17 protein-coding genes are annotated in these 24,627 nt (G+C 64.0%); 7 read left to right on the top strand and 10 right to left on the bottom strand.

Annotated elements, in window-relative coordinates; translation table 11 throughout:
- Positions 1-42 precede the first annotated feature (42 nt).
- The 4 genes from API01S_RS23615 to API01S_RS23630 all read left to right on the top strand — a co-directional run bounded on the left by API01S_RS23615 (position 43) and on the right by API01S_RS23630 (position 8,212).
- Entirely contained in the window at positions 43-1,767 is a 1,725-nt protein-coding gene (locus API01S_RS23615) for a mechanosensitive ion channel family protein (protein ID WP_156487166.1), read from the top strand.
- 275 nt (positions 1,768-2,042) lie between these two features.
- Positions 2,043-3,653: a bifunctional aspartate transaminase/aspartate 4-decarboxylase gene (locus API01S_RS23620; RefSeq protein ID WP_050730699.1), complete on the top strand. Its 1,611-nt coding sequence runs from the start codon at positions 2,043-2,045 to the stop codon at positions 3,651-3,653.
- Positions 3,654-3,711: 58 nt separating this feature from the next.
- Complete coding sequence (gene aspT / locus API01S_RS23625; RefSeq protein ID WP_061306274.1) at positions 3,712-5,400, top strand: aspartate-alanine antiporter; 1,689 nt, start codon at positions 3,712-3,714, stop codon at positions 5,398-5,400.
- 70 nt (positions 5,401-5,470) lie between these two features.
- On the top strand, positions 5,471-8,212 hold the full coding sequence (locus API01S_RS23630) for an aminotransferase class I/II-fold pyridoxal phosphate-dependent enzyme (protein WP_050730701.1): 2,742 nt from the start codon (positions 5,471-5,473) through the stop codon (positions 8,210-8,212).
- An 18-nt stretch (positions 8,213-8,230) separates the two neighbouring features.
- On the opposite strand, the gene API01S_RS23635 is transcribed toward API01S_RS23630, so the two are convergent.
- The 6 genes from API01S_RS23635 to API01S_RS23660 form a co-directional block, all read right to left on the bottom strand.
- Entirely contained in the window at positions 8,231-10,006 is a 1,776-nt protein-coding gene (locus API01S_RS23635; RefSeq protein WP_061306275.1) for a PHA/PHB synthase family protein, read from the bottom strand.
- 1 nt (position 10,007) lies between these two features.
- Positions 10,008-10,421, bottom strand: coding sequence for a phasin family protein (locus API01S_RS23640; protein ID WP_061306276.1), 414 nt, complete (start codon positions 10,419-10,421; stop codon positions 10,008-10,010).
- A 155-nt stretch (positions 10,422-10,576) separates the two neighbouring features.
- Positions 10,577-11,311, bottom strand: a complete 735-nt coding sequence (locus API01S_RS23645) for a helix-turn-helix domain-containing protein (RefSeq protein WP_061306277.1) — start codon at positions 11,309-11,311, stop codon at positions 10,577-10,579.
- Between the two features lie 179 nt (positions 11,312-11,490).
- Positions 11,491-12,144: a response regulator gene (locus API01S_RS23650; protein WP_061306418.1), complete on the bottom strand. Its 654-nt coding sequence runs from the start codon at positions 12,142-12,144 to the stop codon at positions 11,491-11,493.
- Positions 12,141-13,229: a PAS domain-containing sensor histidine kinase gene (locus API01S_RS23655; RefSeq protein WP_061306278.1), complete on the bottom strand. Its 1,089-nt coding sequence runs from the start codon at positions 13,227-13,229 to the stop codon at positions 12,141-12,143. The genes API01S_RS23650 and API01S_RS23655 overlap by 4 nt, the downstream gene beginning before the upstream one ends.
- A gap of 172 nt (positions 13,230-13,401) precedes the next feature.
- Positions 13,402-13,857 carry a CBS domain-containing protein gene (locus tag API01S_RS23660; RefSeq protein ID WP_061306279.1) on the bottom strand — a complete coding sequence of 152 codons (456 nt, stop codon included), beginning with the start codon at positions 13,855-13,857 and terminating at the stop codon, positions 13,402-13,404.
- A gap of 168 nt (positions 13,858-14,025) precedes the next feature.
- Between API01S_RS23660 and API01S_RS23665 the strand changes: the two genes are divergently transcribed.
- Complete coding sequence (locus API01S_RS23665) at positions 14,026-15,408, top strand: MBL fold metallo-hydrolase RNA specificity domain-containing protein (RefSeq protein ID WP_061306280.1); 1,383 nt, start codon at positions 14,026-14,028, stop codon at positions 15,406-15,408.
- 10 nt (positions 15,409-15,418) lie between these two features.
- Here the strand turns inward: API01S_RS23665 and mgtA are convergent, their stop codons facing one another.
- From mgtA to API01S_RS23685, 4 genes are all read right to left on the bottom strand, one after another.
- Entirely contained in the window at positions 15,419-17,959 is a 2,541-nt protein-coding gene (mgtA, locus tag API01S_RS23670) for a magnesium-translocating P-type ATPase (RefSeq protein WP_061306281.1), read from the bottom strand.
- 16 nt (positions 17,960-17,975) lie between these two features.
- Positions 17,976-18,434, bottom strand: coding sequence for a universal stress protein (locus API01S_RS23675; RefSeq protein WP_050730707.1), 459 nt, complete (start codon positions 18,432-18,434; stop codon positions 17,976-17,978).
- A 64-nt stretch (positions 18,435-18,498) separates the two neighbouring features.
- Positions 18,499-20,883: a phosphoketolase family protein gene (locus tag API01S_RS23680; RefSeq protein WP_061306282.1), complete on the bottom strand. Its 2,385-nt coding sequence runs from the start codon at positions 20,881-20,883 to the stop codon at positions 18,499-18,501.
- A complete protein-coding gene (locus API01S_RS23685; RefSeq protein WP_084802491.1) occupies positions 20,880-21,737 on the bottom strand; it encodes a L,D-transpeptidase in 858 nt (285 codons plus the stop codon). Before API01S_RS23685 ends, API01S_RS23680 begins: the two co-directional genes overlap by 4 nt.
- Before the next feature lie 222 nt (positions 21,738-21,959).
- Here API01S_RS23685 and API01S_RS23690 point away from each other — a divergent pair, with 222 nt between their 5' ends.
- Together API01S_RS23690 and API01S_RS23695 are read left to right on the top strand one after the other, a co-directional pair.
- The gene (locus tag API01S_RS23690) at positions 21,960-22,409 is read left to right on the top strand and encodes a universal stress protein (protein WP_061306283.1); all 450 of its coding nucleotides are present in this window, start codon (positions 21,960-21,962) and stop codon (positions 22,407-22,409) included.
- Between the two features lie 204 nt (positions 22,410-22,613).
- A complete protein-coding gene (locus tag API01S_RS23695; RefSeq protein ID WP_061306284.1) occupies positions 22,614-24,299 on the top strand; it encodes a sensor domain-containing diguanylate cyclase in 1,686 nt (561 codons plus the stop codon).
- Positions 24,300-24,627: the final 328 nt, after the last annotated feature.

The following is a 24,627-nucleotide window of genomic DNA, read 5'->3' on the forward strand; positions in this document are numbered from 1 at the left end:
ACGCGTGACTGACGCGTGGACTCGGCGATGCGGGAGAGAACAATGATTCGCAAATTCTGCCTGTCCATCTTCATAGCGTTGTTCCTGATGTCGACGCCGCCCGCGGGGGCCGCCGCCGACGATGCCCGGCCAGACGCGTCTGCTTCCCCCGAGTTGACGCTGGAAACCGCGCCCGTGCAGATCGATGGCCACACCCTCTTCACGGTCAGGGGCCTGTCATCCTTTCCGGCCGGCAAGCGCGCCGAGGGCATCAGAGCAAGGATCGAGGACGTAGCGACGGACCGCTCTTTGCCCAGCGCTGCGTTGAAAGCCGAAGCGGTTCAGAATGGCACCGTCATCCTGGCGGGTAAGACCGCGGTGATGATCGTGACGGATGCCGATGCCGTGCTTGAGCAGACCAGCCGCGAAAATCTTGCTGCATTGCATCTGATCCGGATCCAGCAGGCCATCGATGAGTATCGGCAGGCCCGGACGACCGACGCGCTGCTCAAGGCGGGGCTGTATAGCGCGGCCGCCACGGCCCTGTTGGCGATAGCAATCGCCGTACTGCTGATGCTTAACCGGTGGCTGGATCGGGCCCTGTCGAGACTGCTGAAAAGTCGGGTTCGGGCCGTGGGCATCCAGTCTTTCGAGGTGCTGCGCTCGGACACCATCTGGAAGGCCTTGCACGGCGTGGTGCGCGCCATCGGCATTGCGACCCTGGTGGTGTCGGTGTATGCCTATCTGCACTACGTGCTGGCGCTCTTTCCGTGGACGCGCGCCGCATCCAACGGCCTGTTCGATCTGGCCTTCGGCGCGGCGCAGGGGCTTGCAAACTCGCTTGCTGTCGTCATCCCCGACCTGCTCATCCTGATCGTCATTTTCTACCTGACCCGATTTTTCCTGCGGCGGGCGCGCCGGTTCTTCGAGGCCGTTGATGAGCACCGCGTGGCGTTCACGCAGTTCGAGCCTGAATGGGCCCTGCCCACCTACAAGCTGGTTCGCGTGTTGATCCTGGCGTTCGCCCTCATCGTGGCCTATCCCTACATCCCCGGGTCCGAGACCGCCGCCTTCAAGGGCATCTCGATCTTCATCGGCCTGGTGGTGTCGCTGGGCTCGTCTACCGCGATTTCCAATCTGATTGCGGGCTACCTGATGACGTACCGGCGAGTCTTCAAGGTGGGGGACCGGGTGAAGGTAGGGGACGTGATTGGCGAGGTCGTGGCCGTCCGTCTCCAGGTGACCCATCTGCGCACGAACAAGAACGAAGAGGTGACGATTCCGAATTCGCAGATCCTCAATAGCGACGTCACGAACTACAGCTCGCTCGCTGGCGCCAAGGGGCTGATCCTGCATACGACCATCGGCATCGGCTACGAAGTTCCCTGGCGGCAGGTCGAGGCCATGCTGCACACCGCGGGCGGACGAACCGCTGGCGTGCTCGCGGAGCCGGGGCCCTTCGTCCTGTTGACCAAACTGGGGGATTTTGCCGTCACGTATGAATTGAACGTCTACGTGCGCGACACGCAGAAGATCGCCAAGACCTATGCGGAACTGCACCGCCACATCATCGACGTCTTCAACGAGTACCAAGTGCAGATCATGACGCCGGCTTACGAAGGCGATCCCGACGAGCCCAAGGTCGTGCCCGCGGAACACTGGTATCGAGCCCCGGCGTCGCGCGACGCCGGCGCGACCCCGGCCAATGCGGACACGCGGATCAAAGCCGGCGAAGAGGTCGCCATCACGCATGCCGGCGAGCCGCGCCCGCATACTGCCATCGAATAGATTGACCATTGTCAATTTCGACATTTCTGGCGGATTTACGCTGGTCTTGAACAGTCTTGCCGCGTGGAAAAAAACGTCGCGGATGATCGCGCCGCCGCCGCCCCGATCTACATAACCCCATCGAAGCCGCAACGGGACGCGGACTCACGCTGCCAACGCAAGTTGTGAAGAACCTTGGAAGCGCCCCTCTTGCCGAGGGCGCGTCAGGAGCGAGTCCGCTGCGTCGATTCGCAGTGGGTGCTTGCGTAGTTTTCCATCCATGATCGGAGGCAGCAATGAACACCCGCGACACATCTCACCTGGCAAGCCTTTCCCCGTTTGAATTGAAAGACGAGCTTATCAAGTTGGCCGGCAGCGCGAGCAACAGGCTGATGCTTAACGCCGGCAGAGGAAACCCCAACTTCCTCGCGACGGTTCCCCGTCACGGATTCTGGCAGCTGGGGCTCTTTGCGATGGTCGAGTCCGAGCGGTCGTTTTCCTATCTTGCCGAAGGGGTGGGCGGATTCCCAAGGCGGGAAGGCATCGACGAGCGTTTCGATCTGTTCGCGCGCAGCCATGCCGAGGTTCCGGGCGTGAAGTTTCTTGCGGGGGCCGTGTCGTTCGTGCGAGACCAGCTGGGCCTGGACAGCGGCGACTTTCTGTACGAGATGTGCGCCGGCATCCTGGCATGCAGCTATCCCGTGCCGGACCGCATGCTCAAGCTGTCGGAAGCAATCGTGAAGCAGTACATCCGCAAAGAAATGATCGGCGGCCGTCCGTATGGCGGAGATTTCGATTTGTATGCCGTCGAAGGCGGCACGGCCGCCATGACGTATCTGTTCAACTCGATGAAAGTGAACCACCTGCTCAAGGCGGGCGACGTCATCGCGCTGGGCAAGCCGATTTTCACGCCCTACATAGAAATCCCCGAGCTGTCGGAATTTGGCCTGACCGAACTGGCCATCGACGCCGACGCCGCCAATGGCTGGCAGTACCCGGAGAAAGAACTCGACAAGCTGCGCGACCCCAAAGTGAAGGCGTTCTTCCTGGTGAACCCCAGCAACCCGCCCTCGGTGAAGGTCAGCGACAAGAGCCTGGAATACCTGGCCGGCATCGTCAAGGATCGTCCTGACCTGATCATCCTGACCGACGACGTCTACGGCACATTCGCCGACAACTTCGTTTCGCTGTTCGCGCTATGCCCCCGCAATACGTTGCTGGTCTATTCCTATTCCAAATACTTCGGCGCGACCGGTTGGCGTCTGGGCGTCATCGCCACGGACAAGTCCAATATCTTCGACGAGAAAATCGCGCAGCTGCCGAAGGCGGAGCGCGACGACCTGAACAAGCGCTATTCGTCGATCACCACCGAACCCGAGAAACTGCCCTTCATCGACCGCGTCGTGGCCGACAGCCGCACGGTGGCGCTGAATCACACCGCCGGCCTGTCCACGCCCCAGCAGGTCCAGATGGTGCTGTTCTCGCTCTTCTCGCTCATGGACACCACCGAAAGCTACAAGAAGGCGATGAAGCGGCTGATCCGAGGGCGCAAGGCCGCGCTCTATCGCGGCATGGGCGCTGCCGCTCAGGCGGTGGACGAGAACGTGGTCGATTACTACACGCTGCTGGATGTGGAACAGATGAGTCGGGAAGTCGGGGCGGACTTCGTCAAATGGCTGCTGGCCTCGATCAAGCCGCATGAGCTGCTGTTCCGGCTAGCGGAAGAGGCCGGGGTAGTGCTGTTGCCGGGCAAGGGCTTTGGCACGCTGCACCCCTCGGGCCGCGTCTCGCTGGCCAACTTGAACGAGCAGGACTACGTGAAGATCGGCCAGTGCGTGCGCAAGCTTCGTGACGAATATCTGGAGCGCTATCGGCAACAGCAGGGCGGTGCTGCCAAGGGCCGTTAGAGACTGCCGGCCCGCCTGACAAGAACGTTGGCATCAAAGAGCCATCAAGGAGACAGTCATGGACTGGTTTGTATCTACGCTGAAGGCCTACCCTGAAATCGCGATATTCCTGTCGCTGGGTATCGGCTATTGGGTGGGCGGAAAGAGCTTCAAGGGTTTCAGCCTTGGAGCGGTGACTGCAACCTTGCTGGTGGCGATCGGCATCGGCATCCTGGGGGTGAAAATATCTCCCAATGTGAAGTCGGTCTTCTTCCTGATGTTCCTGTTTGCCGTGGGCTATGGCGTGGGGCCCCAGTTCGTGCGAGGCATCGCCAAGGACGGCTTGCCCCAGGCAATCTTCGCCGTCGTCATGGCGTTGCTGTCGTTGGGCGCGGCGGTCGTCGCCGCGCTTCTCGCGGGATACGACCTGGGATCCGCGGCGGGGCTGTTTGCGGGTTCGCAGACCATCTCCGCTTCGATGGGCCTGGCTACCGACGCGATCAACCGCCTTGGACGTTCGCCCGAGGAAAGCCAGGCGCTGCTGGACGCCATGCCGATCGCCTACGCGGTCACGTACATATTCGGCACGGTGGGCTCGGCGATCATCCTGGCGCAGATCGGTCCGAAGCTGCTTGGTATCGACCTCGTGGCGGCATGCAAGCAGTACGAGCAGAAGATGGGCGCGGGGGGCGGGGCGGAAGACGCGTCGAACTGGTACGAATTCGAGGTGCGTGCTTATTCCGTGGCGGCGCAAAGCCCATTTATTGGCAGAACCGTCGGCGAACTGGAGGCGGGCACGCAGCCAGGCGTGCGCGCCTTCGTCGAGCGGATCAGGCGAGACGGCGTGATCATCGAGGCGGATCAGGCGACCGTGATCCAGGCCGGCGATGTGGTCGCCATCGGCGGCAAGCGCGACCAACTGATCGCGCGCTTGGGGCCCAGCGGCCGCGAGGTGGAAGACGCCGAACTGCTGGACATCAAGACCGAGGGTGTCGATATCTATATCTCGAACAAATCGGTGGACGGCAAGCCGCTGGAAGAGCTGGCGCGTTGGCCGGGCGCGCGCGGGGTGTTCCTGAAGAAAATCCGGCGCGGTCCGACCGAGACCGTGATTCCCATCCTGCCCAAGACCCAGTTGTTTCGAGGCGATGTCATCACCGTGGTCGGCAGGACGCAGGACATCGGGGCCGCCGCCAAGAACCTGGGCTATGTCGATCGGCCCACCAGCATCACCGATGTCGCCTTCATGTCCCTGGCGATAACCGCCGGTGCGCTGATCGGCGCCGTGGTGATCAATGTCCGCGGCATACCGCTGACGATTTCCACCGCAGGCGGCGCGCTGATCGCGGGCATCGTGTTTGGCTGGTTTCGCGCCATCCATCCCACGTTTGGCCGCATCCCGGAACCGACGCTCTGGTTCATGAACTCTGTCGGCTTGAATGTGTTCATTGCCGTCGTGGGGATATCCGCCGGGCCTGGCTTTGTCGCCGGCCTGCAAAAGCTGGGCATCAGCCTGTTCTTGTGGGGCATCTTCGCGACAAGCGTCCCGCTGGTGCTGGGCATGTTCATCGCCAAGTACATCTTCCGCTTCGACCCCGCCTTGATCCTTGGCATCTGCGCCGGCGCGCGCACGACGACCGCGGCGCTCGGCATGGTGTGCGAAGTGGCCAAGAGCCAGGTTCCCGGCCTGGGCTACACGGTGACGTATGCGGTCGGCAATACCTTGCTCACGATCTGGGGCATGGTGATGGTCATGATTCTTTCGTGAAGGCATCCCGCCAACCTTGGCCATGTTCCAACTCAGTAATGGACCTTTCGCTTGATACCTGGGGATCGCTATGACGAACGATATGAACAGCAACCGCCAACTTGACCACCTGTTTTCGAACTCGGCCGCGCGGCTTGACCAGTGGCGCGATATGAATGCCAAGGCGCAGGCCTGGGCGGCCGAGGCCCGTATTGGCAAGAGCGCGAGGGGCGCAGAAAGCGTGCTGGAAGCGCTTGCGGCATTGCGACCCATGGAGACCTACTTCGCCTTTCCCGGCGCACGCTTGCTGCACACACTGGACGACCGCATCGCGGACGCCGACGCCATTGGCGCTGCGCGGCTGATCCTGCGCATGAGCAACGCGCTGCTGTGCGGCAGCTACCGCTACGACGAGGACGAGTGGGAGGCCGCAGAGGAATCGTCCGAGCACGGTCCGGACCGCACGCCTCCCGGCATGGCCGGGAGCCTGTCCTGGCGCCCCTATTTCGAAGCGCTATTCGTGAGCCCGGCGCCCGCCGCGCGCACCGCCGCGATCTGCCGAGAAATCCGAGAGCTGCGCCGGCACGACGACGCGATGATCTACGAACCCGTCATGGTGGGTAGCGTCGAAGACGCAATCCTGGCCACCATCCTCAATGGCAAGCTTGAAGCCGTCGTCATCTATGACGGCATTCCGGTTCCCTCCAAGCATGACGCCCCGCTGCTGCGCAGTTTCCTCAGCGTCTACCAGCACCTGGATACCAGCGTGGATACGCCGCGCGAGGTCGGGCTGAAGTTGGCGCGGATGATAGCGAACATCCGGCCCGAGCTGGACATCTACCTGCTGACCGACCGAAAGGTGGAGCAACTGGCTGGCGATCCGGCCGCCTCGGTGATACGGCGGGTGTTCTATGAAGTCGAAGAACCCATGGAAGTGCACCTGAACATCCTGGAGGGCGTGCGCGAACGCCATGTCACGCCGCACTTCGACAACCTCAAGCTGTACGCGGCCAAGCCCATCAGCACCTTCCATGCCTTACCCATCGCGCGCGGAAAGTCGATCATCAAATCCAACTGGATCCGCGATTTCGGCGAGTTCTATGGCTTGAACCTGTTCCTGGCGGAAACCTCCGCCACGACGGGCGGCATGGACAGCATGTTGGAGCCCACCGGCAACATCAAGCTCGCCCAGGACAAGTTCGCGCGCGCGGTTGGCGCGGACCACGTGTTCTTCGTCACCAATGGCACGTCGACGTCGAACAAGATGGTCTACCAGGCAGTGACCAAGCCGGGCGACATCGTCATCGTGGACCGCAACTGCCATAAGTCGCACCACTACGGCATGGTGCTGTCCGGCGCGCAGCCGCTGTACGTGGAAGCTTTCCCGATGACCGAATACTCGATGTACGGGGCGGTGCCGCTGCGCACGATCAAGCAGGCCTTGTTGGACCTGAAGGCGGCCGGGCGCCTGGACAAGGTCGCCATGCTCACCCTGACCAACTGCACCTTCGATGGACACATCTACAACACCCGCCGCGTGATGGCCGAATGCCTGGCCATCAAGCCGGACCTGATTTTCCTGTGGGATGAAGCGTGGTTCGGTTTCGCCCGGTGGTCGCCGTTCCTGCGCATGCGCACGGCGATGGGCGCTGCCGCTGCCCTGCAAGAGTGGCGCGATGATCCCAAGGCGCAACAGGAGTGGGAAGCGCAGTGCGGCGAGCTGGGCGAGAATCTGGACCCGAAAGATCCGCGCCTGCTGGAGCGCGTGCTGGTCCCCAACCCCAAGGCCATGCGCATCCGTGTCTACGAGACCGATTCCGTTCACAAGTCGATGTCCAGCCTGCGGCAAGGGTCGATCGTCGCGGTGCGCGACGAAGACTACCAACATCACGTATCCGCCTTCCGCGAGGCCGTTTTCATCCACGCCTCGACCTCGCCCAACGCGCAGATCATCGCATCGCTGGATGTGGCGCGCCGCCAGATGGAATTGGAGGGTTACGAGCTGGTCATGCGCGCCATCGAAGTCGCCCTGGCCATCCGGATCGAAGTCGGGAAACATCCCTTGATCTCGAAGTACTTCAGCGTGCTGGGCGCCGACAAGATGATCCCGGAGGAATATCGCGCCTCTGGTTTCGTCGACTTCCTGACCCCGGGCATGAATTGGCTGACGGCGGCCAAGGCGCTCAAGGACGATGAGTTCTGCCTGGACCCCACGCGCCTGACGCTCGTGTGCGGCACCGCCGGGTACGATGGCACCACATTCAAGAACCTGCTGGCGTCGGACTACAACATCCAGCTGAACAAGACCTCGCGCAACAGCGTGCTGCTGCAAAGCAATATCAACAATACGCGTAGCGACGTCGCCTCCCTCATCAAGGTGCTGCTCCGGATTTCCGAGGACATAGAAATGCGCTTGAGGGACTCGGGCGAGGCGGGCAGGGCGGCCTTCGCAGAAAAGGTCAGGGGCTTGATGCAGGACGTGCCCAACCTTCCCAACTTCAGCCAGTTTCACGATGGCTACCGCGACGACCCGGACAGCGCGACGCCGGAAGGCAATATGCGAAGCGCGTTTTTCGCGGCCTATAACGAGGACGACTGCGAGTACCTTCCGCTGAACAGCCGCGAACTGGATCAGCGCCTGGAAGACGGCCCGCCGCTGGTCTCGGCGAACTTCGTCATTCCGTATCCCCCCGGCTTTCCCATCATGGTTCCGGGCCAGATCGTCGATGCGGATACCATTGAGTTCATGCGCCGCCTGGACGTGAAAGAGATCCACGGCTACAACGCCGCGCGAGGGATAAAGCTGATCAAGCCAGCAGCGATAAAGATGTGATGGCCGTGCGGCATGCGCTCAATGCTGCCGCACGTAGCTGCCCGGGGCAGGCTCCAACGAATCGGGGTCGGCGCCGGGCTCGCCCAGACTTGTCGATGCGGGCACGAGCGGGCTCGAATGCGCATCCAGCCAGGCGATCCATTCCGGCCACCACGATCCTTCGCGGCGCAGGCTGCTTTCCAGCCACTCATCGGGCCCGGAGCGCAATCCGTTTTCAGGCAGGCCGGATACCCGATACCAACGTCCGGCGTGCCCCGGTTCGCTGACGATGCCCGCGTTATGCCCGCCGCTGGCCAGGACGAAATTGATCTGGGCGTCTGTCTGGTTGTGGATCTTGAAGACGGATCGCCACGGGGCGATGCGGTCCCGGTCGGCGCCCAAGGCGAAGATAGGGGTCCGGATATTGCGCAGCGCGATGACGTGCCCATCGACGCGATAGCTGCCTGCGGCCAGTTCATTGTTCAGGAACAGCTTGCGCAGATACTCGGCGTGCATCCGGTACGGCATGCGGGTGGAATCCGCGTTCCAGGCGACCAGGTCATTCGGCTTGGCGCGCTCGCCCATGAGATAGGTCCGGACGGCGCGCTCCGCCGTCTCGTCGATGGGGCGCAACGCCTGGAAAGCGGCGGCCATCTGGTCGGCGGACAGGTAGCCCTGCGCCCACATGATGCTCTCCAGGAAATAGACTTCGCTCGCGTCGATATACAGCCCCAGGCCTCCCGGCTCGGTGAAGTCGGTCTGCGCCGCCAGCAAGGTGATCGTGGCCAGCCGGGTATCGGCCTGCCGGGCCATCGTCGCGGCGGCGATGGAAAGCAGGGTGCCGCCCAGGCAGTAGCCGACCGCATGCACCCGTTGGCCAGGCCTGATCCTGCTCACGGCCTCCAGCGCCGCCATGAAGCCCAGGCTGCGATAGTCGTCCAATGTCAGGTCGCGGTCTTGCGCATCGACGTTGCGCCAGGAAATGCAGAAGACGGTATAGCCCTGCGACACGAGATAGCGGATCAGGGAGTTGCCCGGCGACAGGTCCAGCACGTAGTACTTCATGATCCACGCGGGCGTGATGAGGATGGGTTCAGGGTGGACGTCGCCGGTGGTGGGCGCGTATTGAATCAGCTCGATCAGCGCGTTCCGAAACACCACCGCGCCCGGCGTGACCGCGAGCGTTTCGCCCACCTTGAAATGCTCCAGGCCTGCCTCGGGCCTTTTTTCGATGACGCGTTGCAGGTCGGAAACCAGATTGGTCCAGCCCACACACAGGTTCTGGCCTTGCGTGGACAAGGTTCGAGCGATGACGTCCGGATTGGACCAGGGGAAATTGGCCGGCGCGAACGCGTCGCAGCATTGGCGGGCACAGAACGACAGCAACTGCGCATGGTGCGCGGTCATGCCGGGGACGCCCCCGGTGGCCTCGGACCACCAATGGCGCATCTCTTGATACGCGTGCCGCCAGGTATTGAACGGCTCGGCGCTCCAGGCGGTCGACGCATACCTCGGTGCGACGGGCTTGGCTGGTGTTGTGGCCGCCCGGTACGGCGTGGCATGCGCCGCCAGGGACGCGAGCGCTTCGCCATATTTCTGGATCAGCTCCAGCTGCTTGCCGGGCGCGGCATACAGATGGATCCACCAGTCCCACACCGCCAGCGACGCGGCCGCAGGCGATACGCCGCCGCTCACCGTGGCGATCAGCGCCTCTTTGCAGTGGTTGAGCGCCTGGAAAGGGCTATCGACTTGTTGGGCCGGCGTGTGCGGCGCGTCTGCGGGGATCGGAAATCGGCGCTTCGGATCGTCCGGCACGTCAGGCGTTACCCGAGCCGGTGCTGCGCGCGGCGTTGCCGTTGGCGAGGAACTTCGCGGCGTCTTCGGCCACTTGCGTCAATCGCTCCTGCCAGGGATTGGCGCTTTGTCGTAGCGCGACCGCCGAGGAGGCCGAGGCGTCGCGCATGATCTTCTCGATCTCGCGCCAAAAGGTCAGCTCACGCCCCAACAGGTCAGTGACGAATTTCTGCTGCAAGGCGAAGACCGCTTCGACGGATGACGCGCCGTCGATCTGGGAATTCGCGGCGTGGGAGAACGCCAGCAAATCCTTATCGGTCTTCAACTGCAAGGTGCGCAGCTGCTTCATGTAATCGAAGTAGTTCGTGGCCGCCGCCAGCGCAGTGTTGACGCTGTATTTGTACAGCGCCATATAGGGTTCGTAGTCGGGCTGCATGGAGAGCTCCTGGGATGGGATCAACCGAGCCTGGAAGCGGTGCCGCATCGGACGCTCGACTCGTTCTTCAAGCTTACGAGCACCAGGCGGCGAAACCTTGATAAAAGGCAAGTTTGCGTGGCATGCCAGGCGGTAGGAAGCCGGCGCCCATCGCGCTAGCCGCAGCTCATCTGGCGCAGCGCGTCGACGTTGCTGATCTCCAGCTGCCTTCTGCTCACCTTGACCATAGATGCCTCTTGCAGCCGCGCAAGCACCCGGCACACGGTTTCCACTTTCATCCCGAGGTGGTTGGCGATGTCTTCGCGCGTCATCTTCAGCGTGAAGGCCAGCGGCGAATAGCCATTGGCGGCCATTTGCTCGGAAATGCCGATCAGAAATCCGGCGATCCGCTCTTCGGTCGTCATGCAGCCCAGCGTCAGCAAAAGCCGGCAATGCTGGTTCGCGTCATGCGCCATCATGCGATTGAACAGCTGCGCGGCGCCGTTGAAGTGGTGGCAGTGGGTCAGCAGTTCGGCGTAGGGCAGGATGCAGAGCAGCGAGTCTTCCAAGGCGATGGCGTCGCAGGTGTGCAAGCCTGTTTCGATTCCATCCAGTCCCAGCAAGGCGCCGGCGATGGGAAATGCCGTGATCTGCTCCAGGCCCGACGGATTGGTGATGCGTATCTTGGCGGAGCCGGAACGCAGCTGATACAGATTCACCATGGGGTCGCCGGCGCGGTAGATGGATTCCCCGCATCGAATGAACCGTTGGGCATGGACCGGCGCGGAAATACGTGGCGGATGCCCTTCCGATTCGGGGTGGCATAACGGGGCTCGCGCGCAAAGCGCGCACTGGGGCGGGATGAACGCACCCATCGTTGAACCGCTTTGACCTGCGACGATATTGTCCATAGCGGCACCTCGGTGATGTTGGGCGCTGGGGTGACCTTTTTCCAAAGAGGACGAAGGTCCTGCGAAGGCATGGCCTTCAAAAGCAGTATGGAGCGCCCGCGTCGATCGGGCTATCAGCGCGGTTCAGCAGTTCGTGACGGCGCAGCCCTACAGGCGTAGGAGTATTCCTACGATGCCCGCTACAGATCGGGCAGCTCGGGCTCGTTGATCAAGTGGTGCCGGATCGCATAGCGCACCAGATCCGTCTGGTTGCGCAGATTCATCTTGGTCAGGATCCGGCTTTTGTAGGTGCTGACCGTCTTGTCGCTGAGGAACAGTCGCCGGGCGATATCCGAATTGTTCAGGCCGGAAGCTAGGTGCCTGAACACCGAGAGTTCTCGATCCGACAAGAGCAGGTGAGGCAGGACGTCGGAGTGGTCCTGCCGCTCGAAGGCGATGCTCTCGGCCAGCGAAGGGCTCAGATAGCGACCGCCTGCCGCGACTTTCCTGACCGCCTGGACCAGTTCGTCGGCGGCGCTGTCCTTGGTCAGATAGCCGGACGCGCCCGCCTTGATCGCCTGCGCCGCGTACTGCTGCTCGCCATGCATGGTCAGCACCAGGATGCGCAGGTCGGGATGGCAGTTCTTGATTTGCCGGATCAGATCGACGCCGTCACGGCCCGGCATGGACATGTCCAGCACCAGCAGATCCCAGGCGCGCTGGCCCAGCAGTTGCAGCGCTTCGGACCCGTTGCCGGCTTCGCCCTGCACGCGGATGTCGCCCGCCTGTTCGAGCAGGCGTCGCAGCCCTTCTCGCAGCAGGGTGTGGTCGTCCGCCAGCATGACCGAGATCACGATGCCTCCCATGACGCTTCGGCGTGTTGAGCGGGCATATGCACCTCCAGCCGAAATCCTCCCTTCCTGCGGGTGTTGATCGTCACTTCGCCGTTCAGCAGCCGAACCCGCTCGCGGATGCCTTGTAGCCCCAGCGACATGGGAAGCCGCTTGGTCAGGCCGTCGGGTGCGGCGCCCACGCCGTTGTCCTGGACGGTCAGCGTGCAGTGCGTGTCGTCGCAGATCAGGCGCACGCGCACCTGGGTCGCCTGCGCATGCTTGGCGATGTTGGTCAGCGCCTCTTGCACCACGCGGAACAAGGTGGTGGCCACCTGTTTGGACGGCTCGGTGTCCGCAATGCGTATCTCGGCGTCCGTGTCGATGCCATAACGCGACACGAAGTTGGCCACGAGCCATTCGATGGCCGCCGCCAGCCCCAGGTCGTCGAGCATGATGGGCCGCAGGTCGGAGGCGATACGCCGTAGCGAGGCAAAGGTGCCCTTGATGATCCGCCGCATGGCGCGGATGCGATCCCGTGCGCCGGCCTCGTCCGGCCCCAGGGCGGAGTCCAGTTGGGACAGTTCCATGGTCAACGCCGTCAGGCTCTGGCCCAGGTCATCGTGCAGTTCGCGGGCGATATGCTTTTTTTCCTGTTCGCGCACGTGCAGCAGGGCGTTGGACAGCCGGGTCAGTTCGTCGCGCGAGGCGCGCAGCGCCTGGTCGACGCGCTGGCGTTCGGTAATGTCGCGCAGGAATATCGACAGGAAGACGCCCGTTTCGGTGCAGGTCTGCGAAATGGAGGCCTCCATCGGAAACTCTTCGCCGTTGGACCGCAGGCCCCACAGTGGCGAGCCCAACCCCATTTTTCTGTCGGACACCCCCGTTTCCTTGAAACGGTCGACGTGCTTGGCATGGACCGCGCGAAATCGCGCCGGGATCAATATGTCCAGGCTGGCGCCGATCGCCTGCTCCGCCCGACAGAGAAACACTCGTTCAGCCGCCGGGTTGAACATCACGATACGTTGATCGCCATTGATCGTGATGATGGGCTCGGTAGCAGACTGGATGATGTCGAGCAACGGGGGAGCACTGGGCGCGCGTGTCATTGCAAGGATTGCAATCTGTCCAAGCTGGCCTGGAGCGGCAACAAATCATTGCAGCACACATTTTGACGCGTAGCCATAGGTGCGGCGCCACTCGTGCAGACGCACTAGTGCATGGCCAGGCGCGGTTCGGGCGGTTCAGCAGCCCCATCCCGGCCTGTCGAGACGAAAGCCGCTACTTCCCCTGCGCCAGCAGGGCCCGCAGAATGTCCCGCCGGCTGACCACCCCCACCAGTTTTTCGTCCCGGATCACCGGCACGCGCTTGATGCCGCGCTTGAGCAGCACGTCGGCGATCGTGGCCAACTCCGTGGTTTCGTCCACGGTGATGGGTGGGCTGCTCATCACCGCGCTGGCCGTCTGCTCGCTCAGTTGCAGGCTGTGCAGGAATTCCAGGTTCAGTGGTTCGCCTTCGGCCAGCAAGGTCAGCCAATGGTCCAGCTTCTTCTGATGCGCGCTGTCCTGACGCCGGATCAGGTCGCCCTCGGTCACCACGCCGATGAGCGAACCATCGTCGCCCGTCACCATCACGGCGCTGATATCGCGATCCAGCATGTCGTGCATGATCTTCGAGACAGGGGTTCGGGCCGTCACGCAAAAAGGTTCGGCCGTCATGAGTTCGCGCGCAATCATGGCTTCTCTCCGGGGTAGCCGAGGCGTACCCTGTCCAGTGAATCGTCATCCCTATACTGCGCTGCCCCAGGCCGCATAACTTGATTTTGGTCAAGCAAGCTTGCAGCTGCACGCCGAGCGGAGCGGGGCGCGTGCGAAGCTGTCGTGGATCCCATGCGAGGAGGTCCCATGTCGAAAAACTTGCGCTTGCATTTTCTGGGTGCGGCCGGCACCGTCACCGGGTCGCGCCATCTGCTGGATGCGGACGGTCGCCTGGTATTGCTCGACTGCGGACTGTTCCAGGGTGTCAAGCCGCTGCGCTTGCGCAACTGGGCGGCGTTTCCCGTTTCGCCATCCAGGATCGAAGCAGTCGTGCTGTCCCACGCGCATCTGGATCATTCCGGCTACCTGCCCAAGCTGGTCCGCGAAGGTTTTCGCGGGCCCATCTATTGTTCTGAAGCGACGCTCGATCTCACCCGCCTGCTGCTGCTCGACAGCGCGCACTTGCAGGAAGCCGATGCCGATTACCTGAACCGGCATGGCATCTCCAAACATCAGCCCGCCTTGCCGCTCTATACCGTGGCCGACGCCCAGCGTGCCATCGCGGCGCTGCGCCCGATCGCCTTCGATACACCGACCGATCTGCCGACCGGGCTGCGGTTTCAACTGACGCGGGCGGGCCATATCCTGGGCGCGGCGATCATCCAGCTGAGTTATCCGGGCGGCAAGCTGGTGTTCTCGGGCGACCTGGGTCGCTACGACGATCCGCTGATGCCGCCGCCCGAACACGTCGAGCAGGCGGATTACCTGATCGTCGAATCCACCTATGGCAATCGTCAGCATGCCGATGAGGATGTGCGTGATGCCCTGTCCGCCATCATCACGCGCACCGTCAAGCGCGGCGGCACCCTCGTCATTCCGTCATTCGCCGTGGGGCGGGCCCAGTTGCTGCTGTTCCATCTGTGGCGGCTCAAGCAGTCGGGCCGGATCTCGAAGGATCTTCCCATCTATCTGGACAGCCCGATGGCCAGCAGCGCGGTGGACATCTATCTGCAGCACCAGGGGGACCAGCGTCTGTCGGCCTCGGATGCCCGCGCGGCGTATGGCGCGGCCGTCTGCGTCAGCGACGTCGAGCAATCCAAGGCGCTCGACGCATCTCCGATGCCCAAGGTCATCGTGTCCGCCAGCGGCATGGCGACGGGCGGGCGCGTGCTGCACCATTTGAAGCACTATGCGAAAGACCCGCGCAACACCGTGCTGTTCGCCGGCTTCCAGGCGATGGGCACGCGCGGCGCGGCGATGCTGGACGGCGCACGCACCGTGAAAATCCACGGGGAATACGTGCCGGTGCGGGCCGAGGTGGACAACCTGGCCATGCTGTCGGCGCATGCGGACGCCGACGAAATCCTGCGCTGGCTGCGCGGCTTTACCCAGGCGCCCAGGGAAACTTTCATCGTTCATGGCGAACCGGACGCCGCCGACGCCTTGCGCCTGCGCATCAAGGACGAGCTGGGTTGGCGCTGTCACGCCGTCGAACCGGACGAGACCACGGTGTTGAGCGCAGCGGCCTGACCTTGCGGCGCTATCGTCCGGGGCCGGCCACGAAGAATTTCGATTTGATGATTTGTACCACCGCCAGGTAGCAGAGAATGAGCGGGGCCAGCATCAGGTAAAAGGCGGCGGGCGGCGGCGTGAACGAGAAGAAGCCGGCCAGCGGGCTGACCGGCAGCCACAGCGCCGTGGCCACGACGAGGCATGCGGCGGCCACCAGCGCCGCGTTGGGCCGGCTTTTGCAGGGGTTGCCGCGCGTGCGGATCACGAAGATCACCAGCACCTGCGTACAAAGCGATTCCACGAACCAGCAGGTTTGAAACATGGCCTCGTTGGCATCAAGCACGTGCAGCAGCAGGTAGAAGGTGACGAAGTCGAAGACCGAGCTGACCGGGCCCACGATCAGCATGAACCTGCGGATCGAGGCGATGTCCAGCCGGCGCGGCGCGGCCATGTCGCCGGCGTCGACGTTGTCCAGCGGGATGGGCAGTTCCGAGATGTCGTACAGCATGTTGTTCAGCAGTATCTGAACGGGCAGCATCGGAAGGAACGGCAGAAAAAGCGCCGCGCCCGCCATGCTGAACATGTTGCCGAAGTTGGAGCTCGTGCCCATCAGGATGTACTTGAGTACGTTCATGGCGGTGCGGCGGCCCTCCATGACGCCATCGTGCACCACGCTCAGGCTGCGGCGCAGCAGGATGACGCGCGCCGCGTCGCGGGCGACGTCGGCGGCACTTTCGACCGACATGCCCACGTCCGCCGCGTGCAGGGCCGGCGCGTCGTTGATGCCGTCGCCCAGGTAACCCACCGTATGCCCCAGATGCTTGCAGGCCAGCACCACGCGTTCCTTCTGGGAAGGCGTCATGCGGCAGAAGATCGTGGTGTCCTCGACCTTGGCCCGCAGCGTCGCTGCATCCATGACCGCGAGTGCGCGGCCGGTCAGCACGCCCTTGACCGGCAGGTGCAGAAGTGTGCACAGGTGGCGCGTGACCCCCTCACTGTCGCCCGAGATGATCTTGATCTTCACGCCGCTGGACCGCAGCGCCTTGAGCGCCGCCGCCGCGCCGCGCTTGGGCGGGTCCATGAAGGCGGCGTAGCCGTGCAGCACCATGTTCGATTCGTCGCTGGCCTGCACGCCAAGCGCCTCGGGCATAGCGCGCGTCGCCACCGCCAGTATGCGAAATCCCGATTGCTCCAGGTCCAGAAATGCCTGCGTGGCGCGCTGGCGGGCGGCCTCGTCCAGCGCTTGCGGCGGCAGGTCCGGCTGGGGCGTGTACTGCGTGCAGACGCGCAGGATGTCCTCGGGCGCGCCCTTGGCGATCAGCAGGCGCTCGCGAGGGCCCTGCACCAGCACGCTGGCGCGGCGTCGGTCGAAGTCAAAGGGAAGCTGCCCCAGCAGCGTCCAGCCGTCGCAGTGGGTGTCCAGGCCCGACAGCACCGCCTCGTCCAGCGCGCTGCGCGCGCCGCTGGCGAAGAAGCTGTTGACGACCAGCAGGTCACGCACGGTCTGGCTGGGATTGGCTTGCAGGTCGATCGTGCGATCCAGCCGGATGATCGCCTCGGTCAGCGTGCCCGTCTTGTCGGAGCAGAAGACGTCCATCGCGCCCAGGTTCTGAATCACCGCCAACTGCTTGACGATGACGTGCTTGCGCGCCAGACGCATGGCGCCCCGCGCCAGCGTGACGGAAACAATCATGGGCAGCAGTTCCGGCGTGAGCCCTACGGCCAGGGCGACGGCGAACATGAAGGATTCCAGCCAGGGGCGGTGGAACAGGGCGTTGACCAGCAGGACGAACAGGACCAGAAACAGGGTCAGGCGCATGATGAACATGCCAAAGCCCTGGACGTCCATATCGAAAGCCGTGGGCTTTTCGCGCTTGGAGATATCCGCGCCGATCTGCCCGAGTTCCGTATCGGGCCCGGTCAGCACGGCCAGGGCGGTTGCGCTGCCGCTCTGGATGGCGGAACCGGCCAGCACCGCGTCGGGTGCGTCCGCTGCCGCCGATGCGGGCTCGGCATTGGTGCCGACGCGCTTTTCCACCGGATAGGACTCACCGGTCAGCAGCGCCTGGTTTACCAGCAGGTTTTGCGTGGTCAGGAGCCTGGCGTCGGCAGGGACGATGTCGCCGGCTTGCAGCAGCAGCAAGTCGCCGGGAACGACAGCCGAGGCGGCGATGCGGGTCGGCTGCCCGTCACGCAGCACGGTCGCCCAATGCGCCAGCGACTGTTGCAACCGTTGCGCGGCGTCGGCGCTGCGGGCCTCTTGATACGCATCCAGCGACACGCTGATCGCGATGATGCTTGCGAGGATGACGGCGTTGGCGATCTCACCCATCGCGGCCGAGACGGCCCCGGCGATCAGAAGGATCAGCACCAGCGGGTTGGCGAAGCGGCGCAATAGCGCAAGCGTTGCGCGCCGCAGCGCGGCTGGCATGGACAGCGTGGGCCGGGCGGGCGGCTGGCGCTGCGCGGCAGCCGCGCTGGTCAGCCCGTCGCGGTTGCAGTCCAGGCGCGCCAGCAGCGCGGGCTCGTCCAACTGCCACCAGCAGGAGCCGTCGTCGGCGTCTTGCATCGCGCGTCGGGCAGCGCTAGGTCGCGGTGTCTGGCGCGCGCACCAGCAGCACCGGCACCGGCGAGGTACGCGCGACGCCCTCGGCGCTGCTGCCCAGCATCATGCGGCGCACACCGCGGCGGCCATGCGTGCCGATGACGATCACGTCCGCGCGCCAATCGATGGCTTCATCCACGACGCGCTGCTGCACGGTTTTTTGCAGGTTCTCATACAGGACGGTGTCCACCGGCAGTCCCTGCGCGCGCGCCAGCGCCTGGGCTTTGGCAAGCAACTCTTCTCCGTTTTGCTGTAGCAGGTCCAGCAATTCGCCCGCGTAGACGCCATAGGAGTCCGAGGCCAGGGCGAAGGACATTTCGTCGATCACATGGATCAGCCGCAGGCTGCCATGGGTAAGCGCCGCCAGGCGCATCGCCTCCTTCAATCCGAGGTCCGAGGTCGGGCTGCCATCAATCGGCACAAGTATGCGTTCATACATGACGAGTCTCCAGGCGTCGATGGTTCCAGTATCGGCCCGGCGTTGGCGTCGATATTGACGGGAATCAAGGCAATGGCGCGCCGGCAGCCGGCCAGCGCCAGTTCAGGATCTCGTCCGAATCGATGCCTTCCTCGCGCGCATGGTCCAGCGCCTGCGCTTGCAGGGCGGACAGGGATTGCAGGGGCGCTGCCGAGCACGCGCGCAGGCGCGGCACGTGCTTGAGCACATCCATCGCCAGGCTGTAGCGATCGATGCCGTTCAGGATGGCAAGCTCGAATGGGGTATTGACGTCGCCCTGCTCGCGGTAGCCGTGCACATGGAAATTGGCATGGTTGCGGCGGCGATAGCAGAGTTTGTGAACCAGGGACGGGTAGGCGTGGAAGTTGAAGATGACGGGTTTGTCCCGCGTGAACAAGCGGTCGAATACCTCGTCCGGCAAGCCGTGCGGGTGGCTGTGGTCGGACATCAACGTGAACAGATCGACGACGTTGATGAAGCGGATTTTCAATCCGCCAAAGGCGCGCTTCAGGATCGCCACCGCTGCCAACGCCTCTTGCGTGGGGATGTCGCCCGCGCAGGCGATGACGACGTCGGGCTCATGCTCGTGGAAGGTGCTGGCCCACTCCCAGACGCCAATGCCCGCCGCGCAATGGCGCGCGGCCTGCGGGCCGTTCAGATAGGTCGGGTGCGGCTGCTTGTCGGCCACGATGACGTTGACGTAGTCCACCGACCGCAGGCAATGCTCCGCCACGCTCAACAGGCAGTTGGCGTCGGGCGGCAGGTAGATGCGGACGACGTCGGGGCTTTTGTTGGCGACGATGTCCAGAAAGCCGGGATCCTGATGGCTGAACCCGTTGTGGTCCTGGCGCCAGACCAGCGAGGTGATCAGCAGATTCAGCGACGGCACCGGCGCGCGCCACGGAACGTGATGCTTGGCCTTGTCCAGCCATTTCGCGTGCTGGTTGAACATCGAATCGATGACGTGGGCGAATGCCTCGTAGGTGGACAGCAGGCCATGCCGCCCGGTCAGCACATAGCCTTCCAGCCAACCTTCCAAGGTCTGTTCGCTCAGGATTTCCATGACGCGGCCCGTGGGCGACAGGTTGCCGCCGTCCGCGTCGCCGTCCAGCGTCCGCGCCAGCCACGTCTTGCCGGAGGCGTCATAGATGGCCGACAGCCTGTTGCTGGCCGTTTCGTCAGGCCCGAATACGCGAAACCGGTCCAGGTTCATCCGCATGGTGTCGCGCAGGTATTCGCCCAGCACCTGCGTGGCCCGTACCTGCTGCGCGCCCGGCTCCGATACGGCGACTTGATGCTCTGCGATATCCGGCAGATCCAGCGCGCGGCGCAGTTCGCCCCCGTTGGCATGCGGGTTGGCGCTGATGCGCCGGTTGCCCGTGGGCGCCAGGGCGCGCAGGGTGGGGAACAGCTTGCCGGTCTCGTCGAACAGTTCCTGCGGGCGATAGCTGTTGAGCCATTCGGCCAGCACGTGCAGCTCATCGGGATGGCCGGCGGGGTCAGCCAGCGGAATCTGGTGCGACCGCCATGAGTCTTCGACCGCATGACCGTGCACGCGCGCCGGGCCGGTCCAGCCCTTGGGCGTGCGCAGCACGATGAGCGGCCAGCGTGGATGCGCGGCGTTGCCGCCAGCACGCGCATGCGCCTGGATCGCGCGGATGTCCGCCAGGCACTGATCGAGCGCGCGCGCCATCTTGCGGTGCATGGCGGGCGGGTCCGACCCTTCTACAAAGGTCGGACGGTAGCCATAGCCTTCGAACAGCGACAGCAGCTCGGCATGCGGAATACGCGCAAGTATCGTCGGGTTGGCGATCTTGTATCCGTTCAGATGCAGGATCGGAAGCACGGCGCCGTCGCGCGCGGGGTTCAGGAATTTGTTCGAATGCCACGAAGCCGCAAGCGCCCCGGTCTCGGCTTCGCCATCGCCGACCATCGCCGCCACGATGAGGTCCGGGTTGTCAAACGCCGCGCCAAACGCATGCGACAAGCTGTAGCCCAGCTCGCCGCCTTCGTTGATCGAGCCAGGCGTGTGTGCGGAACAATGCGAGCCGATCCCGCCTGGCGCCGAGAACCTCTGGAACAGGCGCAGCATCCCGGCAGCGTCCTGCGTGCACTCGGGATATCTCTCCGAGTAGTGCCCCTCCAGATACGCGTGCGCCAACACCGCCGCCGCGCCGTGCCCGGGGCCGCATACGTACATCATGTTCAGATCATGCTGGACGATGAGCCGGTTCAGGTGCGTGAGCACAAAGGTTTGCCCCGGGCAGGTGCCCCAATGGCCGAGCAGCCGGCGCTTGATGTGCTGGGCTTGCAGCGGCGTTCTCAAGAGCGGGTTGTCGCGCAGGTAAAGCATGCCCGCGCACAGGTAATTGCTTGCCTGCCAGTAAGCGTGAAGGCGGTCCGGGTGGGCGTTCAAGGGCAGGGCATTCATGGTTTTCCTTTCACGGCGCGGGGGGACGGCGACCAGGCGGGGCGCTTGTCGCGCGTGGTTTCAACGATGATCAGATAGCGGCCCGCGCCGTCGGCGGGGGTCCGGTCGCGGCGCAACACCCAGGGCGTGGACACCAGGTCGGCCGCCAGCTCATAGTCCGCATCCAGCAAGCCCAGCCGATCGATCAACTGGTTGAGCGTGGCGGGAATCCGGATGCACCCCTTGGATTGCGGCGTGCCCAGCTTGGGTTCCAGCAATGTCGGGTCGGTCGCGTGCATTTGCAGGCGCATTGTGCTGACGCCGTTCTGGGTCCAGCCCTGGCGCGCCTGTTGCCAGCCAAAGTCATAGACGCGCATGCCCTTGGCGCCGTACCCCCGGATGCCGTTGGCGTTTTTCGTGCCTTCGGCCCGGAAATCGGGGTTGTTCAGGCCATGCGTGAATACCCCCGTCGGCGTTTCAAAATGGTCGAACTGGCCGACCCGGCCGGTCGACACCGGCGCTGCGCCCACATAGACCGGCGGCGCGTCGGGCCGCATCCAGTAGAGCATCGCCGCCTGCACTTTCACATTGCGATCCACCACCAGGACATATTGGGGAGCCAGTAAGACGAGACCCGCCGCGTGCAGCGATTGCACGGCCAGGTCCCCGTAGCGCGTCTGTTCGTCTTCGGGCAGGACCAGCGCCGGCGATACCTCTTGCCGGAAGGCGCGCGCGACCTCGTCGGGCGGCATGCGCGCCCAGGCCGGCACGCCCGCGCCCAGCGTCGCGGCGACGATTGCCGCCGCCATCAACCAGGCTGGGGCGGCGCGGGGGAGGCGTGTGCGCGCAATCATGGTCTCGGACTGGGGCATCATGTTCTGAACTCCATCATCGCACCGGCGCGCGTGGCGCCATTGATTCCGGTCAACTCATTCCAAGATGGCTTTGATGAGGCTGGCCCCATTTTTATTTGATGGGGGTCAAGCTGCGACGATCAGAACAGAGCAGGATATGCCCAGGGGGCGGCGTTAACCCGCGCGGTTTACCGCCGCATTCCCGAGGTAAAACCCGATGTGCAAGCCGAGGAGGAACAGACCATGTATACACGGATTATTGTTGCCGTAGACAGCAGCCACGCGGCGAACCGGGCCCTGGACGAAGCCATCAAGATCGCAAAGGACTCCGCCGCCACGCTGCGCGTCATCCACGTGCTGGATGACCTGTCGATCTACCTGGTCACCAACCCCTACGCGGGTTACTACACCGGCGAGCTGATCGAAAACCTGCGGCAGGAAGGCAAGAAGATCCTGGAACAGGCGCACGCGCGAGCGGCGGCGGCGCAGGTGCAGGTCGAGACGGTTCTCTACGATGACCTGGGCTTGCCGGTCGAAGAGCGCATCCTGACAGCCGCCCAGGATTGGCCCGCGGACCTGATCGTGATGGGCACGCATGGTCGGCGCGGCATGAAACGCGCGATGCTGGGCAGCAGCGCCGAGGCGGTGCTGCGCGCCTCCCCCATTCCCGTGCTGCTGGTTCGCACCCCGTGACAGATGGGGATGCTTTAGGCGCCTGCGCGACCCGGATCGTCCGCAGCAAAGCGGGCGCCAGGGACGGGGGGGCGCAGGGCGAGGCAACGGACGGGCGCCGGCGCGGGTCTTTTCAATTAATGCAATTTTGGTATGTACGTGACAAAATGTGAGGGTCGCGCGGCATTGCTATGCCGGAGAATTTCGCATTGATCAGGCCCAGAAATGCCCGCTTTCGGTGATTCGAACCCCACCCCTCCCTCTGGCGATGGCGCGGCTGGCTCGCATGGTGAACCTGACAGATCCCTGGATCGGCTGGCGCGACTTACCCGCCGCCTGTTTGACGTGGACATGGCCATTCTTGCCTGTACCGACGTCGACGGCACATGGCAGGCGGTAGACGGCACCTCCCCCGCGAATCCCCAGCCGTGGTCCATTCAATGCCCCGTGCGCGCCACCGACGGGCGCTTGCTTGGCGGCTTGCGGCTGCTGCACGGGCAGGCGCGCGAATTCACCGACGAAGACAAGCAGGCCCTGCATGACCTGGCGGCTCTCGCGGCCACCGTCATCGCCAATCGCCATGCGCGATCGAACGGGCGGGCCGACGAAGACACCTGGCGCGACGAAGCCCGCAAATTGTCCCTGGCCATTGCGGGCAGCGGCACGGGCGTCTGGGACCGAGACATCGTGACCGGCGAGATCACCTATTCGCCCGGCTGGAAGGCCTTGCTTGGCTATGAAGAGTCGGAACTCACGACACGCATCGAGGACGCCTACATCCGACTCCACCCGGACGATCTCGAATACGTGCGCGCCGCCATGCAGGAGCACTTCGATGGCAAGACCGACAGCTACGAAGTCGAGCATCGCATCCGCTGCAAGGACGGCAGCTACAAGTGGATATGCAGTCGCGGCAAGGTGATCAGCCGCGACGAATCGGGCAGGGCGCTGCGGATGATGGGCACGACCACCGACATCAGCGAGATGCGCGCCATGTCCGACCGGCTCAAGCGCACGGCGGACCTGGTCGTGAATCTGACCGACGCCGTGCCCGGCCTGGTGTTCCAGTCCCGGCCCGCGTCCCAGGGCGGATCGACGTTCTCGTATGTCAGCGCCGGTATCTGGGACATGTTCGAGCTGACCGCCGACGAGGTGCGCGCAAACAGCACCGCTATCGAACAACGCATCCATCCGCAGGACTTGCCGGCCTATCGCGCATCGCTGCAACAGGCCGCCGCCGCGCAGACCCCGTGGCATCTGGAGTTCCGGGTCTGCCTGCCCTTGCAGGGCGTGCGGTGGCGCCAGGGTGACGCCAGTCCGCGCCGTGATGCCGACAGCGGCGTGGTCTGGCACGGATTCGTCACGGACATCACCGACCGCAAGCGCGCCGAACTCGAACTGCGCGAGCTGGCCGCCACCGACGCGCTGACGACCCTGCCCAACCGCCGCCATTTCATGTCGCGCATCGCCGCCGAGCTTGCACGGATCAAAGGGCAGGGCGGCTTGGGCTCGGCGGTGCTGATGTGCGACCTGGACCACTTCAAGCACATCAACGACACCTGGGGCCACGCCATCGGCGACGGTGTCTTGCAGCATTTTGCGAACACGCTGCGCGCCCAGTTGCGCGAAATCGACCTGGTGGGACGCATCGGCGGCGAAGAGTTCGCCGTCGTGCTGCCCGACACCGACATCGAACGCGCGCACCTGTTCGCCCGCAACGTGCAACGCCAGATCGCCGACGCGCCGTATTCGTCGGGCGGCCGGCACATACCGCTGACGGTCAGCATCGGCATTTCGGCGCTGCATGGAAAGGACGAGGACGCAGAGATCGCACTCAGCCGCAGCGACCGCGCGCTGTATTACGCCAAGCGCCGGGGGCGTAATCGGATTGAGTCGGTGTTTGCGCAGTAGGGGGCGCAGCCGTCGCCGAGGCCTGCTGATGCCTCTTACAAATTTGAAACCGTCTGCGCCTGACTTCTGACGCTTATCGCGTCCACACTCGCGTGCCGCAGGCGCCGCCTTTCCGCCGAAAAGGTCTGGCGAACCCGGTGAGGGCGGCTTGGACGACAGCGCTATCGAACGATTCGATGCAGTGCAATTGCATGAGTTGCCGGTCTGCCACCGTCGAATTTTTGCCAAAATTAGCATGGACTTGGGAAGCTCCCGCTGGCAACAATGGCTGCGACGGCTTGATGTGGCCCCCATGGCAATGGGGCGTCCGTGACTCTGGAGTTGCACC

The sequence above is a fragment of the Achromobacter piechaudii NBRC 102461 genome, assembly GCF_001571245.1.
In the GTDB taxonomy this organism is placed as follows: Bacteria; Pseudomonadota; Gammaproteobacteria; order Burkholderiales; family Burkholderiaceae_B; genus Achromobacter; species Achromobacter piechaudii.